The sequence below is a fragment of the Paenibacillus sp. FSL R5-0341 genome, assembly GCF_037975235.1.
Lineage (GTDB): Bacteria > Bacillota > Bacilli > Paenibacillales > Paenibacillaceae > Paenibacillus > Paenibacillus amylolyticus_A.
This window is the reverse complement of sequence record NZ_CP150241.1, coordinates 69,987-84,413: the sequence shown is the minus strand read 5'-3', so window position 1 is coordinate 84,413 and position 14,427 is coordinate 69,987. Positions and strand designations below refer to the sequence as shown.

The 14,427-nt window shown below is 48.5% G+C and carries 15 protein-coding genes; all 15 read right to left on the bottom strand.

The window, feature by feature from the left end:
* Positions 1-65: 65 nt before the first annotated feature.
* The 15 genes from MKX75_RS00400 to MKX75_RS00330 all read right to left on the bottom strand — a co-directional run bounded on the left by MKX75_RS00400 (position 66) and on the right by MKX75_RS00330 (position 14,422).
* Positions 66-1,403: a TrkH family potassium uptake protein gene (locus MKX75_RS00400; protein WP_339167953.1), complete on the bottom strand. Its 1,338-nt coding sequence runs from the start codon at positions 1,401-1,403 to the stop codon at positions 66-68.
* A 206-nt stretch (positions 1,404-1,609) separates the two neighbouring features.
* Positions 1,610-3,121, bottom strand: coding sequence for a lysine--tRNA ligase (gene lysS / locus MKX75_RS00395; protein ID WP_062838066.1), 1,512 nt, complete (start codon positions 3,119-3,121; stop codon positions 1,610-1,612).
* 116 nt (positions 3,122-3,237) lie between these two features.
* A complete protein-coding gene (gene greA, locus MKX75_RS00390; RefSeq protein WP_062838067.1) occupies positions 3,238-3,717 on the bottom strand; it encodes a transcription elongation factor GreA in 480 nt (159 codons plus the stop codon).
* A gap of 247 nt (positions 3,718-3,964) precedes the next feature.
* Positions 3,965-4,984, bottom strand: coding sequence for a tRNA dihydrouridine synthase DusB (gene dusB, locus MKX75_RS00385; RefSeq protein ID WP_062838068.1), 1,020 nt, complete (start codon positions 4,982-4,984; stop codon positions 3,965-3,967).
* A gap of 96 nt (positions 4,985-5,080) precedes the next feature.
* Positions 5,081-5,275, bottom strand: a complete 195-nt coding sequence (locus MKX75_RS00380; RefSeq protein ID WP_235599598.1) for a helix-turn-helix transcriptional regulator — start codon at positions 5,273-5,275, stop codon at positions 5,081-5,083.
* Positions 5,236-5,784: a 2-amino-4-hydroxy-6-hydroxymethyldihydropteridine diphosphokinase gene (gene folK / locus MKX75_RS00375; protein WP_062838070.1), complete on the bottom strand. Its 549-nt coding sequence runs from the start codon at positions 5,782-5,784 to the stop codon at positions 5,236-5,238. The genes MKX75_RS00380 and folK overlap by 40 nt, the downstream gene beginning before the upstream one ends.
* Positions 5,785-5,793: 9 nt before the next feature.
* Positions 5,794-6,156, bottom strand: a complete 363-nt coding sequence (gene folB / locus MKX75_RS00370; protein ID WP_062838071.1) for a dihydroneopterin aldolase — start codon at positions 6,154-6,156, stop codon at positions 5,794-5,796.
* Between the two features lie 116 nt (positions 6,157-6,272).
* Complete coding sequence (folP, locus tag MKX75_RS00365; protein WP_339167949.1) at positions 6,273-7,136, bottom strand: dihydropteroate synthase; 864 nt, start codon at positions 7,134-7,136, stop codon at positions 6,273-6,275.
* Positions 7,133-8,017, bottom strand: a complete 885-nt coding sequence (locus MKX75_RS00360; RefSeq protein ID WP_339167948.1) for an aminotransferase class IV — start codon at positions 8,015-8,017, stop codon at positions 7,133-7,135. The genes folP and MKX75_RS00360 overlap by 4 nt, the downstream gene beginning before the upstream one ends.
* Before the next feature lies 1 nt (position 8,018).
* Positions 8,019-8,594, bottom strand: coding sequence for an aminodeoxychorismate/anthranilate synthase component II (gene pabA / locus MKX75_RS00355; RefSeq protein ID WP_036606106.1), 576 nt, complete (start codon positions 8,592-8,594; stop codon positions 8,019-8,021).
* A gap of 50 nt (positions 8,595-8,644) precedes the next feature.
* Positions 8,645-10,258, bottom strand: coding sequence for an anthranilate synthase component I family protein (locus MKX75_RS00350; RefSeq protein ID WP_339167945.1), 1,614 nt, complete (start codon positions 10,256-10,258; stop codon positions 8,645-8,647).
* Between the two features lie 140 nt (positions 10,259-10,398).
* Entirely contained in the window at positions 10,399-11,337 is a 939-nt protein-coding gene (cysK, locus tag MKX75_RS00345) for a cysteine synthase A (protein ID WP_062838075.1), read from the bottom strand.
* Positions 11,338-11,683: 346 nt separating this feature from the next.
* On the bottom strand, positions 11,684-12,634 hold the full coding sequence (locus MKX75_RS00340; RefSeq protein WP_339167943.1) for a peptidyl-prolyl cis-trans isomerase: 951 nt from the start codon (positions 12,632-12,634) through the stop codon (positions 11,684-11,686).
* Positions 12,635-12,657: 23 nt separating this feature from the next.
* Positions 12,658-13,578 carry an Hsp33 family molecular chaperone HslO gene (gene hslO / locus MKX75_RS00335; protein ID WP_062838077.1) on the bottom strand — a complete coding sequence of 307 codons (921 nt, stop codon included), beginning with the start codon at positions 13,576-13,578 and terminating at the stop codon, positions 12,658-12,660.
* 73 nt (positions 13,579-13,651) lie between these two features.
* On the bottom strand, positions 13,652-14,422 hold the full coding sequence (locus MKX75_RS00330; RefSeq protein WP_062838078.1) for a type III pantothenate kinase: 771 nt from the start codon (positions 14,420-14,422) through the stop codon (positions 13,652-13,654).
* Between the last annotated feature and the right edge of the window lie 5 nt (positions 14,423-14,427).

Genomic DNA, 14,427 nt, shown 5'->3' with positions numbered 1-14,427 from the left:
TTCGTTGTGACTAAAGCCTGTTACGATCACAGGAGTTAGTTCTGAATGTCTGACGGTTTTTCTTTTTATCCGATAATGATCCGGCCCTCCGGATGACGATACAGTTTCTTCTCTTTGCGCGGACGAAGAGCATACGCGATGGTTAATGGCCCAATCCGACCTACAAACATGGTAAAGGTAATAATGATTTTTCCCCAATTGGTCAACTCATCAGTTACTCCCACCGAAAGCCCCACCGTACCAATTGCCGATGCAGCTTCAAACATCAGTGAAAGGAATGGTGCATCCTCTGTCGTAAGCAGAAGCATCACCACGATCATGAATATGATCAGCGAAACCATAATAATAGTCAACGCCCTCATAAGCAGCTCCTTCGGGACACGTTGGCGGAAAAATACGATGTCCTTATTCCCCCGAATCATGGCATACACTGCACCGATCATGATCAGGAATGTAGTCGTCTTGATTCCGCCCCCGGTTGAACCTGGGGAAGCTCCGATAAACATCAGCAGGATGAAGAAGAATTGGGTAGCCTGCCTCATCTCCGTGATATCAATGGTACTTGTTCCGGACGAACGTGTAGAGACAGACTGGAAGAAGGAAGCATAGATCTTCTCGCTCCAGGTGAGTGAAGCCAGTGTGTGTCCATTGGTGAATTCAAAAACAAACAGCACAATCGCTCCTATACCAATCAAAGCCCCCGATACAGACAGCACCAGTTTGGACTGCAGGGATAGACGACGGCGTTTGCGATACTCAAACAGATCATTCAATACAACAAAACCGAGTCCACCAGAGACAACGAGCACAGAAGCGGTCAGATTGAATATCCAATCTCCAGTGTAGTATTGAAAGCTGTTGCCGAACAAATCAAAACCGCCATTATTAAACAATGAAACGGAGTGGAATATTCCATAGTATACGGCCTGGCCAAACGGCATCTCCGTTGCCCAGCGCAGCGCCAGTATGACAGCAGCCACCCCTTCAATGGTAAAGGAGAAAATTAACACCTTGCGGATAATGCGTACAATCCCTTCCATACTGTCTGCATTAATGGCTTCTTTGAGCAACAGCCTGTCCTTGAGCGAGATTCGTTTGCCCAATACTAGCGCAAAGAGGGTAGCCATGGTCATGAAGCCGAGTCCACCGAGCTGCATCAACACCATAATGACGATCTGACCAAACAAGTTAAACGTCGTCCCAACATCCACAACGACTAGTCCAGTCACACATGCGGCAGAGGTTGATGTAAAGAGAGCATCAATAAACGCCAAATACTCACCGCTTTGGTTGGAGATGGGCAACATGAGAAGCACCGTTCCAATCGCAATAATAAGCAGAAATCCGCCGACCAGGATTAACGGGGGTGATAAGAATTTGGCAAAGTGAAGCCTGAACTTCATGAAGGGCACCTCTTTTAACAAAATACGAACAGGTTAATCTAAACAAATGCAAGAAGCTGTGCTCCCATAGTGGCGCAATATGAACAGGAAGACCTACTGACAAACTTCCGTTTTAGCGCCTATGTAAACCTAAAGAGGAACTTGCCCCAGCATGATACTGAACGGCAGGTTCCTCTTCTATTATGAACGTATACTACGTTCCTTATTTAATCTTGTGTACGAGGACGCATGTGCGGGAAGAGCAGTACGTCACGAATAGACGGGGAGTTCGTGAGCAGCATGATCAGACGATCGATTCCGATTCCCAGTCCGCCTGTTGGCGGCATACCATACTCGAGCGCACGGATGAAGTCGTCATCCATCTCATGAGCCTCGTCGTTCCCATGTTCTTTCTCCAGCATCTGAGCTTCAAAACGCTGACGCTGATCGATTGGATCATTCAGCTCTGTGAAGGCATTGGCATGCTCGCGTCCAACGATGAACAACTCGAAGCGATCCGTGAAGCGTGGGTCCACATCGTTTTTCTTCGCCAGCGGTGAAATTTCAAGAGGATGTCCCATAATGAATGTCGGTTGAATCAACGTCTCTTCTACAAACTCTTCAAAGAATGCGTTCAGAATATGACCGAATGTCATATGCTTCTCAACCGGAACCTTATGCTCCTTCGCCAAGCTGTGTGCTTCCTCATCCGTCATGTGTACAGAGAAGTCTACGCCCACAACTTCCTTAACTGCATCCACCATCGTAACACGGCGCCACTGCGGTTTAAGATCCACTTCATAATCTCCATACTGAATCACTTGTGTGCCCAGTACTTCTTGTGCGATATGAGCAACCAGATTTTCCGTCAAATGCATGATATCTTTGTAGTCAGCATATGCCTCATACAATTCAATCATCGTGAACTCCGGATTGTGACGTGTGGACATACCTTCGTTTCGATATACACGGCCAATCTCATATACCTTCTCCAGTCCGCCAACAATCAGACGTTTCAGGTGAAGCTCAATCGCAATCCGCATGTACAGTTCCATATCCAGCGCGTTGTGATGCGTGATGAACGGACGTGCTGCGGCTCCCCCGGCAATGGTATGCAACGTAGGTGTTTCCACTTCCAGATATCCAAGGGAATCGAGGTAACGACGCATCGATTGAATGATTTTGGAACGTGTGATGAAAGTCTGTTGTACGTCCGGGCTCATAATCAGGTCAACGTAACGCTGGCGGTAACGCAGCTCAACGTCCGTGAGACCATGGAATTTATCCGGAAGCGGATAGAGCGATTTGGACAGCACTTCAAGATCTTTAACTTTGACAGAAGTTTCACCTGTTTTGGTCTTAAAGATCACGCCTGTTACCCCAACGATGTCGCCAAGGTCCAGCAGGCTGAATGCCGCATACTTGTCTTCAGGCACGGTATCCTGACGAACATAGATCTGGATTCTGCCGCTCAGGTCCTGAATATGTGCGAAGCTTGCCTTACCCATTCCCCGCTTCGCCATAATCCGTCCGGCAATACTGACTTCGATGTGCTTCTCTTCCAGCTCTTCCTTGGTCAGTTCTTCATACTTCTTCAGAATGGAGCCGGCTTCTTCGGTACGTACGTATTTTTGGCCAAAAGGGTCGATTCCCAATTTGCGGAGCTCGTCCAATTTGTCACGGCGAATTTGTAAAAGCTCGCTAAGTTCGGTTTCCTGATTCAAGACTTCATCCGTCATGATCTGTATTCATCTCCTTATTTACATTGCAGGCATCGCGAGAGGACGCTATCCCTCAAATGTTGAAAAAGCTTCCCTAAGGAAGCTTTTGTTTACCGTGCCCAACTGCTTCGTTGCTATAGCTTTTTAATGTCTATAATTTTATATTGAATTACGCCAGCAGGCACACTTACATCAACAACTGTACCATTTTTCTTGCCCAGGATCGCTTTACCAACAGGGCTTTCGTTTGAAATCTTGTTCTGAAGCGGGTTAGATTCAGCAGAACCTACAATTGTATATTCTGTGATATCACCGAATTCCAAATCTTCCACAGTAACTGTTGCACCTACACTCACGACATCGGTGTCAATCTCATCACTGTTAATAATGCGTGCGTTCCGAAGCATTTTCTCCAAAGTAATAATACGACCTTCAATGAAGGCCTGTTCGTTCTTGGCATCCTCGTATTCAGAGTTCTCACTGATATCTCCATACCCGATGGCTACCTTAATCCGTTCAGCCACTTCGCGGCGCTTCACTGATTTCAATGTTTCCAGTTCTTCTTCCAGCTTCTTAAGTCCCTCTGGTGTAAGGATAACTTCCTTGTCGCTCATCTCAACCGATTCTCCTGTCATGGGAATAATTTGGATTGTACGGCAACGGAATCAGTTCTAAATTACATAGCTCCGCCCGCATACATCTTCAAAACTATATGAAGTTCTCCAGAGAAATAGAATATTCCTCCTGATGACTAGCCTTTAATTAACGCACATGGCGAATTTATACTGTGAAAGTATAGGGGAACGATCTCGAAAAGTCAATGTTACGTCCTCTATAACTGTAAACGTTTTACAGTCTTAATTAAGATGCATTTCCGGCAATTACCGGTTCTGACTCCAAATTACCTTCGCTTCTCAACTGACCCACAAAGTTCTCCAGAATCTGTACCATCTCATCCCGCTTGGTTCCTTCCATAATAACGTCCTTGATGCGGGCAGATCCTTTCAAGCCTTTCAAATACCAAGCCAGATGTTTACGCATCTCGCGTACGGCAACCGTCTCGTTCTTGAGTGCGATCAGGCGATCCATATGAAGGATGGCAACACGGATCTTCTCTTCACCATTCGGGTCAGGAAGCAATTTACCCGTGCTTAAGTATTGAATGGTACGATACAGCATCCATGGATTACCCAGGGCGGCACGACCAATCATAACTCCGTCACAACCTGTTTCATCCAGCATACGGCGTGCATCCTCTGGAGTATGGACATCACCATTGCCGATCACGGGAATAGAGACCGCCTCTTTTACATCTTTGATGTGTGACCAGTCAGCTGTCCCTGTATAGAGTTGCTCACGCGTACGACCGTGTACACTTACCGCCTGTCCACCAGCACGTTCAACCGCGAGCGCATTTTCAACCGCGAAGATATGCTCGTTATCCCAGCCGATACGCATCTTGACCGTCACCGGCTTCTCGACCGCGTCCACGACCGCGGATACCATCTCATAGATTTTGTTCGGATCAAGCAACCAACGTGCACCTGCATCACATTTCGTCACTTTTGGCACAGGGCATCCCATGTTAATGTCGATGATGTCTGCATTCGTTTCTTTGTCCACGATTTTGGCTGCTTCTACAAGGGAATCACGATCTCCCCCAAAAATCTGAAGGCTCAGCGGTTTCTCACGCTCATCTACAAACAACATCTCGCGTGTACGCTGATTACCATGGACGATGGCTTTGCCACTCACCATCTCCGCGCATACGAGACCTGTTCCGAATTCTTTTGCGATCAAACGAAAAGCCGGATTACATACGCCAGCCATCGGCGCAAGTACGACCTGGTTTTTCATTTCAATGCCACCAATGTTAAGCACGGTAGTCGTTCCACTCCTTTTTTAATTCTGTATATATCACGATATAAAGATCGATCGATGTCTCTGTTGTTGTAGCTTGACGAAAACAAAACGGTCTTACTTGCCCTGCAACTCCTCGATACTGATCGCCAGCACTCCGGCAATTCGATCCAACTCTTGCGGTGTTACCTTACGGTTTCCCCGCTCAATAGTTCCCAGAATGGCCAGCGAGATGCCGGTCTCGGCAGCAAGTTCATGTTGTGTTAAACCTTTCAGCTTCCGGAATGCCCGGATTCGATTGGCCAATTGCATGTTTTCCAAAGCTGTATTCCATCCTTTCCATCCAGTACAGACAACGATGAGTGTACAAAGGTATATAGACCTGATTCCTCGCCCTCCGGTACGATATCCGACAGCGGTACCAGCACAAAAGCCCGTTCGCCCATACGGGGATGAGGCAATTGTAGCAATTCGGTATCTCGCGTCTCCCCGTGCATCCAGAGCAGGTCCAGATCAACAGTGCGCGGTCCCCAGCGAATATCACGAACACGACCGAGTCGGTTCTCGATATCCAATAATTCCGTGAGCAACTGCTCAGGTGTCAGCATCGCCTTTACGGCGACTGCCATATTCAGAAAAGCAGGCTGATCTACATATCCTACAGGTTCCGTCTCATATAGCGCAGAACAGCGCAGAACGGATATATGAGGGTGTTCATCCAGCAAAGACAATGCTTCAAGCAGCGTCTGTTCCCGGTCACCCAAATTGGCCCCTAAAGCAATATAAGCCTCTGAAAATTCAGAGGTCGAATGTGCAATCATGATCGGTTCTCACTTTCTTGTGCGGCGAAGCTCTACCGTTACGCCCTCAAAATGAATATCGAATGGGGGATGTGGCTTCGTCACCTTGACTGTCAATGCATTGATAATAGTATAAGTGTCTAGTAAAGAAGATGCAATATGTTCGCCCAAAGCTTCAATTAACTGGAATGATTTATTCTCAACAATCTGTTTTACCAGCTCATGGATCTCTGCGTAGTTGATCGTTTTGGTCAGATCATCGTTACGTCCAGCCTCACTGAGGTCCATATCAATCTCCAGATCAATATAGTACCGCTGCCCAAGCTTCCGTTCTTCTGCAAAAACCCCATGATATCCGTAATACTCCATACGGTGTAATACCATTCTATCCATACGATCCGCCTGCCCTCTATATATATTGAAATTTTAATCTATTTGAAGTTCTCCCTTTGCTGTGCCTTTGAAAAACGCTACGCTTCCACTGGACGGGTCACTCGGACCCGCCAGCATTATTTCCTCCGTATACCCGGAGAAGCATATAACATGGAATCACACATGTCTGCCGTCCGCCGAATCGGCTTCACATCATGAACCCGAACCATCTGGCAGCCTTGGGCAATGCCAAATGCAACGGTCGCAGCCGTTCCTTCCAGCGCATCATCCGCACCAACATCCAGGGTATTCTGGATGAATCTTTTGCGTGAGGTGGCTAACAGCACGGGATATCCCATTTCATTGAGCAAACCGAGTGATGACATGAGTGCCAGATTTTCCTTCAAATCCTTCACAAAACCAATGCCCGGGTCCAGGATAATCTGATCTGCCTTCACTCCGGCCCCCAGCGCAATTTGTATGCTCTCTTGCAAATCGCTGAAGACATCGCTCAGATAATCGGTATAATCTCTCGCCTGCCGATTATGCATCAGAATGATGGGACACCCGAGCTCTGCTGCCGTGCGGGCCATATCTGGGTCTGCCTTGGCACCCCACACATCATTAATGATATGGGCACCGGCTAGAATGGCCTGACGCGCAACATCAGCCTTATACGTGTCTACCGATATTGGAATGTGCGGGGCTTGCTGATGTAATGCTTCGATAACCGGAATGATCCGGCTCAGCTCTTCATCGGCATTGACGACTGCTGAACCAGGTCTGGTGGACTCCCCACCGATATCAATCAGGTCCGCCCCGTCCTCCATCATCTGCTTGGCATGGGTAACCGCCCGCTCCACGTTGGTATAACGTCCACCATCCGAGAACGAGTCAGGCGTGACGTTAAGAATGCCCATGATCTGTGTTCTTGTACCCAGCTTCAACTCAGCTGGCCCCCATGCATAGTTCCGTTCATAGATGACAGGTGTAAGTGTCATGAAGTATACCCCGCTTTCTGCCGGTACATACCCAGAAGGACTGCTGTAACCGGGCCTATATGTCCGTTGCTGATTATCGTTTCGATTCCTTCCTGATCCCGCAGAGTCGTAACAGGAACCAGTTCCGCCACCGAGCCGGTTAAAAATATTTCATCGGCTTGCAGGAGATCCTCCCAAGCCGCTAGCGTTTCTATGCAGGCAATTCCTTGCTGCGTGGCGATCTCAAGTACCACAGCTCTCGTGATGCCCGGCAGAATGCCGGTTGAGAGTGCTGGCGTGTAGAGTACATTTTCCCGTACCCAACATACATTGCTAACAATGCCCTCAGCGACATGACCATCACGAGTTAATTGTAGCCCTTCTGCCCCCTGCACATACTGCCCGTACCGGTTCAGCTCCCGTTTCGCCAGAATGCTGTTCATGTAATGCAGCGACTTGAACCGCACTTCTCCTTCAGGCGTGTTGCGAGGTGTAGACAACCGTTGAAGCATTTTGCCGCTCTCATATAAAGAGGGAGAAGGTTCAGGTAATGCTTTTGCCAGTACAATATGATTCGGCTTCGAATAATCACCAGAAGGTAAGCCTAGCGGTGCTTCACCGGCTGATACCGTGTATCGCACATACGCATCCTGAAGTCCGTTCGCATTCATCAAGCGTTGAATCCAATCTGTCATCTCTGCCGCAGTCGTTGTAAAAGGAATGCCCAGTTCTTCACACCCTGAAGCCATTCGCTCCAGATGCCGTTCCAGCAGATAAGGGACCCCCTGATACGTCCGAAACGTCTCAAACAATCCCAGTCCGTACAAAAAGCCGTGATCCGTTACAGGAACCACGGCTGCCGCCATATGAACCAACTCTCCGTTTATCGCGGCATATTGCATGTTATACCTTCACCTGTTGGGACAGGAAGTTGCGAAGCATCTGGTGACCGTGATCTGTAATAATGGATTCCGGGTGGAATTGAACCCCTTCAATCGCATATTCTTTGTGGCGCAGACCCATAATCTCACCTTCAGCTGTCTCCGCTGTAATCTCCAGGCAATCAGGCAAGCTGCTACGTTCCACAATCAGGGAATGATAACGGGTAGCTGTGAATGGGGAAGGTAATCCGGCAAATACAGATGTTCCATTATGGTGCATCTCGGATGTTTTGCCATGCATCATGCGCTCCGCGCGAATGACATTTCCACCAAACGCCTGTCCAATAGACTGATGTCCCAGACAGACCCCAAAGATCGGAATGCTTCCCTTGAAGTGATCGATGACTGCCAGACTGATGCCCGCTTCATTCGGTGTACAAGGACCCGGAGAAATCAGAATATGATCAGGCGCCAATGCCTCTATACCTGCCAAATCAATCTCATCGTTGCGGCGAACTTCCACCGTCTCACCCAGTTCACCCAGATATTGAACCAGGTTGTACGTGAAGGAATCGTAATTATCGATAACCAGTATCATATGCCTGCTCCTCCTCATCTTCCGTCAACGCAAGTGACGGTTGCTTCGTTTTATTTTAGTTTAACAGCTTCCGTTCGTTTCGCTTGTTCTTGTTCGACAGCTCTGTCCGCTTCCGCCTCTTCGCTGTAGTTCACAGCTCTCATCATCGCTCTTGCCTTGTTGCGGCATTCCTTGTATTCCCGATATGGATCGGAATCAATAACAATACCTGCACCGGCTTGTACATAACCAATACCATCCTTGATCGCAAGCGTACGAATGACGATGTTCAATTCCATATTTCCACTGTAATCCATCCAACCGATGGAACCCGTATAAGGCCCACGCCGCACAGGCTCAAGCTCCTCGATAATCTCCATGGTACGCACTTTGGGCGCTCCTGTAATCGTCCCACCCGGGAATGTCGCAGCGATCACATCAAATACGGATAACCCTTCTGCCAGCCTGCCTTCCACTTGGGAAACGAGATGCATGACATGGGAATACTTCTCGATGGTCATCAATTCAGGCACATGAACCGAACCGTAGGCCGCAATCCGTCCGATATCATTACGTTCCAGATCAACGAGCATAATATGCTCTGCCCGTTCCTTCTCACTGCTGAGCAGTTCATCCGCCATAGCTTTATCCTCTGCTTCATCACGGCCCCTTCTTCGGGTCCCTGCGATGGGACGTGCACTGACTTTGCCATTCTCCACTTTGACCAGAAGTTCGGGAGACCCGCTTACCAGTTGGAAGTCCGGGCTACGCAGCATACCCATATACGGTGATGGATTCACAAGACGCAGCCATTCATAAATATGCTCAGCGCTTGAATGAAGCCGCTTTTCCTGTCTTAAGGACAGATTCACCTGGAACACATCACCCTGCCTGATATATTCCTGCACCGTGCGTACAGCCTTTTCAAAGTCTTCCTGTGGAAAGGAGGTTTCCCACCCTTCGGATTCCCTTTCCGCATCCTCAGGCTGCGGGGTACGATTGACCTGCCTATTGCGGCGTTCCAGTGCCTGCTGTTGTTCTTCGGCCTGTGCAAATCCCATAATATGAAGCCATCGTTGCTGCATCGCTGTCGCTCGTGCTTCAGCCACTGCATATAGACCACGGATATCGGTTTCGTTCTGATTAGGCTCTATAGCCAGATGAACCATGCAGAAAAGCGCCTGTTGCTGATGGTCGTACGCCCATATTTCTTCAAAACGCATCCACCAATAATCCGGCAGAGCCGGGTTATCTTCAGCCAAAGCTGGAAGCTTCTCCAACGATCTTGCTACATCATAGCTGAGATAACCTGCGTAGCCACCCCCAAAGTCTGGTGCCCCAGTAACTTTAGGTGCGCTATAAGGTGCTGTCCATCTCTTCAATACATCAAGCGGCTTGCCGCTGTCTGTCGAGGTGGTTCCTTGCGTCACATCATGAATAACCACTTCTTGACCCTTGCCGGAAATAACAGATACGGGGTCTAGCCCCAGAAATGTATATCTTCCGCCTTTGCCATTCTCCAGCACAATTGCGTATGGTGACGCCTGCTGCCAGACTGCCTCCCACGATAACGGTAAACCGCCATGATACGGTCCCTCATCCGACTTCGTGATATAGGGCATCATGGTCCAGCCTTGTCCAGCCCACTCCATCCAGTCGGCGTATGTTGTCATCAGGTGTGTCATTGCGGTTTGCCGCCCTCCATCTGTCGCTAGTTCTATTGTCTGATAGTATACTAAAGCGCCGCCCCTTTTAAAAGCATTACGCCAAAAATCCTCCATACCCGTCATACGGGCAAGGAGGATTGGTTTTGTCATTTGTAGGCTTAGGCTTCGAAGTTGTAGAGTGGTGTGCTGAGGTAACGTTCGCCGTTACTTGGCACGATCACGACAACGCGTTTGCCTTCACCCAACTGTTTCGCAACCTGAAGACCTGCACGGATCGCCGCACCGGAAGAAATACCGGACAGAATGCCCTCTTCCTTCGCTACCTGACGAGCCGTCTCGAATGCATCATCATTCTCAATGTGAATGATCTCATCATAGATTTCCTGATCCAGAATCTCAGGGATAAAGTTGGCACCAATCCCTTGGATCTTATGAGGTCCTGGTTTGCCGCCCGCCAGAATTGGCGAAGCTGCTGGCTCAACTGCAACAATTTTAACACCAGGGAAAGCTTCTTTCAGCACTTCGCCTGTACCAGTAATTGTTCCACCTGTACCGATTCCCGCAATGAAAGCATCCAACGTACCGCCCACAGATTGGATCGCGTCAACAATCTCAGGGCCAGTCGTTTCACGGTGGATCTTCACGTTAGCTTTATTTTTAAATTGCTCAGCCATGAAATAGGATGGGTTTTCCTTCAGCAGTTCTTCGGCTTTTTTAACAGCACCATTCATACCTTCGGCTCCCGGTGTAAGCACAAGCTCAGCACCATACGCACGAAGCAAGTTGCGACGCTCCAAGCTCATCGTCTCAGGCATTACAATAACGGACTTGTAGCCTTTGGCTGCAGCCACCATCGCGAGTCCGATTCCTGTGTTACCACTTGTTGCTTCGATAATGGTATCACCTGGTTTCAGCTTGCCTTCTTTTTCCGCTTCTTCCACAATGCTAATTGCGATACGGTCTTTCACGCTTGAACCTGGATTCTGGTACTCCAGCTTCACGAATACTTCAGCACTGCCTTCAGGTACGATACGGTTCAGACGAACAAGCGGAGTACCTCCGATGAGTTCTGTTACGTTATTAACTACTTTAGCCATATGAATGCCCTCCTTAGTGGATGAATAAAACTTGAGTCCTGTTAACCTATACTGTGCGGCCGATAGCCTCTGGATGTTATAGAAGAACTGCGGAAATCCTGTTGATCCTATCCCTAACTGCTAAGATTTCTAGAAAGGGCGAAGGTTTCCGAAAGTTTCTTTGTTCACAAATAAAAGCTTTTATATCCGAGTAAACGAGTAGGTATTTATTATTTTCATCTTATCAACGTTAACCCTTATTGTCAATATGAGTACTCAAAAAAAATACCCTGCCTTCGGCCCTAAGACCGCAGACAGAGTATTTTTATCAAGATGCAGCAGTACGATACAATCTTTTCCATTGCATTCAGGAGGCAGGAATCTCGGACAGGATCACGGCTTCATACTTGTTGCGCAACATTTGCTCTACCTGTGGCAACGGATCAGCCTGACTCAAAGCCAGTTGCATTCGAATCTCCTCACGGACCTCTTCGGCCGACTGCACCTGGCGTTCTTCTTTATCATTAAGTCTGATAATAGCATAGCCCTCTTCCACTTGAACTGGACCAGCCATATCGCCTATATCCAGCCCGGCAGCGAGTTGAAGGATTTCTTCTGACTGGAATGGATCATTGCGCTCAATCCATCCCAACCTGCCACCAGCATCACGAGAGAAGCTGTCTGTCGATTGACTGCGGGCAGCTGCTTCAAAGTCTTCCCCCTTCTCCAACGCATACAGTAAGGAATCGGCTTCCTCCTCTTCCTTCACTACGATGATGGACAAGTCATATTTCTCGGGGGAAACGTAATCCTCACGGTGTTCAGTCCAGTAATGCTCAATATCTGCATCCTTGATCTGTATGCCGATCGTTGCAATTTTCTCAAGCAGTAGCCTATAGCCGGCTTCCAATTCAAGCTCCTGTTTCGACAAGCCCAACTGGGACTTCATTTCGTCAAAATACGATTTCTCTGAATCGTACCCATCCATCGCGGCCGCAAGTTCTCTTGCAATCTCTTGGGGAGTGACGATCAGCTTGCGTTCAATTGCTTCGGCATATACTGCTTTACGGTTTAACATCTGGAGTAATAACTCACTGCCGTAACGTCGTTTCAGCGCATCGGTCCACTCTTTGTCCGTGATAACTTCTCCGTTGATCGTCGCTACGGTGCTTCCTTCTTCCGTATTGGCATCATGGGATGCATCTGCCTCGTCTTTGCCCTGTCTGAGACCATGCATAGCCATCACCGTTCCCATAACCAGCATGCCCAGCGTCAAGACAATTACAGCTGTCCACAACCCTTTTTCCTGTCTTGTCATTCCGCATCCCGTCCCCGCATAGATCAGTTCTTGGCTTGCTCTAGGATGGTCTCAAGTTGTTCTTTGTTAAAGTCATAAGCTTCATTGCAGAATTGGCAAACTACTTCAGCACGGCCCTCTTCTTCAATTAATTGCTCCATCTCCGTTTGGCCCAGGCTGATTAGCGTCTTCTCTACCCGCTCACGTGAACACTCACAGCTGAATTGAATATCCAACCCTTCCATCACCTGTACATCCGGTAGTAACCGGCGAAGCAACTCTTCCAGTTCAAGTCCCTGATCCAGCAACGTTGTCACTGGTGGCAACGTACCAATGGCATTTTCGATCGCTGTGATCTCTTGATCTGTCAATCCCGGTAACAGCTGCATAATGAATCCGCCTGCGACAATAACGGAATTATCCGTATCGACCAGCACACCAACGCCTACAGCAGAAGGAGTTTGCTCCGATTGGGCAAAATAGTACGTAAAGTCTTCGCCCAGTTCTCCTGAGATAATAGGCACACTGCCACGGTATGGCTCTTTCAATCCCAAATCTTTCGTTATGTTGATGAAGCCTTCGGTTCCAACTGCGCCTGCAACGTCCAGTTTTCCCACACTATTGCTTGGCAGATGTACATGCGGATTAGAAACATAACCCCGCACCTCACCTTTCGCATTGGCATCAGCTACAATCTGTCCAATGGGGCCATCACCGTTGACTTGTATCGTTAGCTTCTCATCACCTTTGAGCATCGCACCCATAATAGCTGCTGTTGTAACCGTACGCCCCATGGCAGCTGTAGCCGTGGGAAACGTATCATGTCTTCTGCGTAGTTCCTCAACCAGTTGTGTCGTCTGGACAGCAAAGGCTCTTACCTTTCCATTCATTGCTGTACCACGAATTAACCGGTCATGCTTGTTGTTGTTTTCCAAGTCATTCAGCCTCCTTTGGCGTATCGCCATAATAGTAGTAACGCAGAAAAAACGGCACAACACTTAAGCTGTAATCTCAGCCCGCTGTATGCCGTCTTTATGCTCACCTTTCCCGGTTCCGCTCATATATAATACGCAGCCCTTCAAGCGTAAGCAGCGGATCAACTTCCTCTATACTACGGGTTTCTTCCGCGATTAGTGTAGCGAGACCACCCGTTGCAATGACTCTGGGCTTAGCTCCCATTTCTTCACGAATGCGCTCTACAATACCATCTACCTGTCCTGCATAGCCATAGATAATGCCCGCTTGCATCGCATGAATAGTATTACGCCCAATGACCTTCTTGGGTTTCTCCAGCTCAATACGAGGTAGCTTGGATGCCCGCTCGTAGAGCGCTTCGGTGGCAATGTGAATTCCAGGTACAATGGCTCCCCCCAGGTAATGACCTTTCTCGTCAATACAGTCAAAGGTCGTTGCAGTACCGAAATCGACCACGACGAGAGGGCCGCCATACTTCTCAACGGCTGCCACTGCATTAACAATGCGATCCGCACCCACTTCACGTGGATTCTCGTATCGCAGGTTCAGGCCGGTTTTGATACCAGGCCCAACGAGTAACGGTTTTTTGCCCACATATTTCTCACACATCGCTTCGATCACATTCACCAGTGGCGGAACCACAGATGAGATGATGACACCTTCGATGTCGCTTGCCCTGATGCCGGACATATGAAATAAATTATAAATCAATACGCCGTATTCATCCACTGTTGACTGACGTGATGTACTCAGACGAAAGTGGTGCAGCAACTCCCGGCCTTGATATACGCCGAGCACCATATTGCTGTTCCCCACGTCTACAACTAGAATCAAAGAGG

Coding starts and splice junctions, on each gene's coding strand:
- MKX75_RS00400 (WP_339167953.1), bottom strand. CDS start 1,403: ATGAAGTTCAGGCTTCACTTTGCCAAATTCTTATCACCCCCGTTAATC.
- lysS (WP_062838066.1), bottom strand. CDS start 3,121: ATGACGGATGAAGTCTTGAATCAGGAAACCGAACTTAGCGAGCTTTTA.
- greA (WP_062838067.1), bottom strand. CDS start 3,717: ATGAGCGACAAGGAAGTTATCCTTACACCAGAGGGACTTAAGAAGCTG.
- MKX75_RS00380 (WP_235599598.1), bottom strand. CDS start 5,275: ATGCAATTGGCCAATCGAATCCGGGCATTCCGGAAGCTGAAAGGTTTA.
- folK (WP_062838070.1), bottom strand. CDS start 5,784: ATGATTGCACATTCGACCTCTGAATTTTCAGAGGCTTATATTGCTTTA.
- folB (WP_062838071.1), bottom strand. CDS start 6,156: ATGGATAGAATGGTATTACACCGTATGGAGTATTACGGATATCATGGG.
- folP (WP_339167949.1), bottom strand. CDS start 7,136: ATGACACTTACACCTGTCATCTATGAACGGAACTATGCATGGGGGCCA.
- MKX75_RS00360 (WP_339167948.1), bottom strand. CDS start 8,017: ATGCAATATGCCGCGATAAACGGAGAGTTGGTTCATATGGCGGCAGCC.
- pabA (WP_036606106.1), bottom strand. CDS start 8,594: ATGATACTGGTTATCGATAATTACGATTCCTTCACGTACAACCTGGTT.
- MKX75_RS00350 (WP_339167945.1), bottom strand. CDS start 10,258: ATGACACACCTGATGACAACATACGCCGACTGGATGGAGTGGGCTGGA.
- cysK (WP_062838075.1), bottom strand. CDS start 11,337: ATGGCTAAAGTAGTTAATAACGTAACAGAACTCATCGGAGGTACTCCG.
- MKX75_RS00340 (WP_339167943.1), bottom strand. CDS start 12,634: ATGACAAGACAGGAAAAAGGGTTGTGGACAGCTGTAATTGTCTTGACG.
- hslO (WP_062838077.1), bottom strand. CDS start 13,578: ATGGCGATACGCCAAAGGAGGCTGAATGACTTGGAAAACAACAACAAG.